Origin of the sequence: Devosia sp., from assembly GCF_017307565.1 — a bacterium.
GTDB lineage: Bacteria > Pseudomonadota > Alphaproteobacteria > Rhizobiales > Devosiaceae > Devosia.
Genome location: NZ_JAFKHD010000115.1, coordinates 1 through 3645, shown reverse-complemented (window position 1 = coordinate 3645; position 3645 = coordinate 1). Strand labels below are relative to the sequence as shown.

Sequence of the window (3645 nt, the reverse complement as noted above, 5' to 3'; positions counted from 1 at the left end):
CCTGCGCATCGTGCATCTCATCGAGATCGCCGCCGATTTCGCCATCCAGGTGCTCAATCCCGGTGGCTCCTTCGTCGCCAAAGTTTTCCAGGGCGGCACCGAGCATGAGCTTCTGCACATGCTGAAGCGCCACTTCAAGACGACCCTCCATGTGAAGCCGCCGTCCAGCCGCAGCGAGTCGGCGGAAGCCTATCTTGTGGCCAAGGGGTTTAAAGGCAAGGTCGAGGCGGAAGAGAGCGACGACGAATAGGTCGCTTGCCGTCTGCAATCGCAACCACCATGTCATCCCCGCGAAAGCGGGGATCTCTGTTTTCGGCTTGAGATTCCCGCTTTTGCGGAAGTGACGTCGTGCTTTGGCGTCAATGCGCGTGCGGCTTGCCCAGAAGCTGATGCCCTGCATTCTTCGGCAGCGTCAGGAACAGTGCCGTCGCGACGAGCCCAACGGCGGCCACCACGTAGAAGGCGATGTGGAAATCCACCAGCGCCAATTCGCCGCCGCCACGCAGGCGATGCACCAGTTCCAGCGTGCCGCCACCCAGGGCCACGCCCATGGCGAACATCAGCTGGCCCCAGACCTGGCTGATCACATTGGCCTGGCCGGCATCCTTGTCCTCGATATCGGCAAAGGTGAAGGCGTTTGAGCCGGTCCAGAAGGTCGATTGCCAGAAGCCCGTGAAAGTCAGGATGGCAAGGATTAGCGGCATCGGCGTATCGGGAGTGTAGAGCCCCATGGCGACGATCCCGGCTGCGGAAATGGCTGTCGACCAGACCAGCGGATATTTGAATCCCCAATTGGCGAACATCCAGTTGGCAACGAACTTCGCCGCCAGCGCACCGATGGCGCCGACAAAGGTCACCATGCCGCTCTCGAAGGGCGAGAGACCGAAAGTCAACTGCAGCATCAGCGGGAACAGGAAAGGCGTCGCGCCCTGACCAAGGCGGAAGAAGGTGCCGGCGACGATGGCGATGCGGAAATTGCGCGTCGCGAGCAGCCGCAGATCGAGCAGCGGAAATTCCGTCCTCAGCGCATGGCGCACGTAGAAACAGCCAATGCCCATGCCCGCGACGGCGGCGATGGCGCCATAGAGCGGGGGCAGGGCAGGCAGGCTCACGACGGAGCAGCCAAAGGCGAAGAGCGCAAAGGCAAGGCCCGCCAGAACGAAGCCAGGGCCGTCGATATTGCGCGGCTTGTTGCGATGCTCATTGGGCAAGGCGAAGCCGACGAGCACGATGCCCAGAACGCCGATCGGAATGTTGATCCAGAAAATCCAGTGCCAGGAGAAGTAGGTTGTGAGAAAGCCGCCGAATGGCGGGCCGACGATCGGCCCGATAAGCGCTGGAATGGTCAGCCAGGCCATGGCGTCGACCAGTTGGTGGCGGGGCGTTGCCCGCACCAGCACGAGGCGCGCAACCGGCCCCATCATGGCGCCGCCCATGCCCTGAATGAAGCGCGCGCCCACGAATTGGGCCAGCGAGCTTGAGAACGCACAGCAGATCGAGCCGATCATGAACACCAGCATGGCAACGCGGAACACACGGCGCGCGCCGAACCGGTCGGCCATCCAGCTCGAAATCGGAATGAAGATGGCGAGCGCCACGAGATAGGCGGTCAGCGCCAGTTTTAGCGAAATCGGGTCCGTGCCGATATCGGCGGCAATGGCGGCGAGCGAGGTGGCGATAACCGTCGAGTCCATGTTTTCCATGAACAGTGCGGTGGCCAGGATGAGGGGCGTGGTTCTCGACACTTGGCAAATCGGGGCGGTTTGGCCGTCCCGCTACTCCTTGTAGGCGCGGTGGCCAGATACGTCCGCGCCGGCATTCTTGGGGAGGGTGAGATAGACGAGGCTCGCCACGGCGCTGAGCCCGCCCACGGCGAAAAAGGCGATCTGGAAATTGAGTAGCGACAGATGGCCGCCGGTGTAGTGGCGAGTCACTTCGAGAATGGCGCCAGCTACCGCGACGCCAAACGCTACCGAAAGCTGTTGGCAGACCGCCACGATAGCGGTGGCCTGGCTGGTTTCTTCGTCCGACACATCGGCATAACCCAGTGCATTGGACCCGGTGAAAAATACCGAGCGCAACACGCCGCCAGCCAGCAGTACCGCCATCATCACCGGGGTCGACGTTTCGGCGGTAAAGAGTCCCTGCGCGGCAATCAGTATGCCGCCAAAAATCGAGGCAAAGGCGAGAACGCGCGGAAAGCCGAAGCGCGCAAAGACTCGCTCGGCCACGAACTTGCTCATGATGGCGCCGATGGCCGAAACGAAGGTGATGGCGCCCGACTGGAACGGGTTGAGCCCAAAGCCGAGCTGCAGCATCAGCGGCAGCAGGAAGGGAATGGCACCCACCCCGATGCGGAACAGTGAGCCCCCGGTGATCGACGAGCGAAACAGCCGATGCCGGAACAGTTTTGGGTCGAGCAGCGGATAGCGTGTGCGCCGCGCATGAAGGAAATAGAGAATACCGGCGACGACACCGACGGCGATGGTCAGATAGCCATAGATGATCGGCAGGGCCGGGAGGCTGATGACCGAAAGCCCAAAGACCGTGCCCGAAAAGGCCACCGAGGCGATGAAGAAGCCGACGAGGTCGACCGGCCTTGGCGTCCGCTCGTCCGGCACCTTCAGATAGATCCCCGAGAGGATGATGCCGATGATGCCGATCGGGATATTGATCCAGAAAATCCAGTGCCAGCTGAGATAGGTAGTGAGAAATCCGCCGATCAGCGGCCCCGTCACCGGTGCCACCAGCGCCGGCACGGTCAGCCAGGCCATGGCCGAAACCAGCTCATTGCGCGGCGTCGACCGCACCAGCAGCAGACGCCCCACCGGCGTCATCATCGAGGAGCCAATGCCCTGGAAGAAGCGCGAGATCACGAAGGTTTCGAGCGAGAAGGAGAAGGAGCAGGCAAGCGACCCGAGCATGAAAACGAAGATCGCGAGCCGGAAGACGTTCTTGGCGCCAAACCGGTCGGCCATCCAGCCGGACAGAGGAATGAAAATGGCGAGCGCCACGAAATAGGCGGTCAGCGCCAGTTTCAGCGCGATCGGATCGCTGCCGATATCGGCAGCAATCGCCGGCAGGGAGGTGGCGATAACGGTCGCGTCCATCTGTTCCATGAACAGGGCGACCGCCAGGATGAGCGGGGTAACGCGGATCACGAGTCTATAACCGGGAATCGTGCAAGGAGAGATGCAGCCCAAGCACTATGGGCCCAAGAAATAGGCTTGGCCAATGAATATTAGGCAAGAATGGCCGGAATTTCCCGGCGCGGCGCAGGCTTGACCTGTCGCTGGGGAGGGCGCGGAGGGGAGTAGGGGGCGCCAAACCTTCTCCTGATATCACCCGCAAGCCCGTCGAGCTAGATGGCTAGACGCATTGCTGCCCCCGGTATCTGATCTATGCAAGTCCCGGCGCCGATGCTATTGACCCTCGCCAACCTGAACCCGCGAGTACGCCTCGCCGGTTCATATTCCAATAGATCTGACAAAGTTCAGAAGGCAGGAAGGGTCTGGCCTTGGCGAAGATTATTACCACGATTACCGGCGATGCGGCTCTGACGTTTGACGACGTGCTGCTCCAGCCCGCGCGCTCCGATGTCCTGCCCACCGAGACCGACATTTCGACCTATGTCACCAAGGATAT

Annotated in this window: 3 protein-coding genes; 1 reads left to right on the top strand and 2 read right to left on the bottom strand. The window is 61.6% G+C overall.

The genetic code is table 11. From position 1 onward, the window contains the following. Nucleotides 1–250 (top strand): SAM-dependent methyltransferase (locus tag J0I64_RS03365; RefSeq protein ID WP_291406208.1); only part of this gene is annotated, 250 nt, incomplete at its 5' end. Between the two features lie 109 nt (nucleotides 251–359). Here J0I64_RS03365 and J0I64_RS03360 read toward each other — a convergent pair. Continuing rightward, nucleotides 360–1745 carry an MDR family MFS transporter gene (locus J0I64_RS03360; protein ID WP_291406207.1) on the bottom strand — a complete coding sequence of 462 codons (1386 nt, stop codon included), beginning with the start codon at nucleotides 1743–1745 and terminating at the stop codon, nucleotides 360–362. Nucleotides 1746–1775: 30 nt separating this feature from the next. Beyond that, nucleotides 1776–3161: an MFS transporter gene (locus J0I64_RS03355; RefSeq protein ID WP_291406206.1), complete on the bottom strand. Its 1386-nt coding sequence runs from the start codon at nucleotides 3159–3161 to the stop codon at nucleotides 1776–1778. Nucleotides 3162–3645 lie beyond the last annotated feature (484 nt).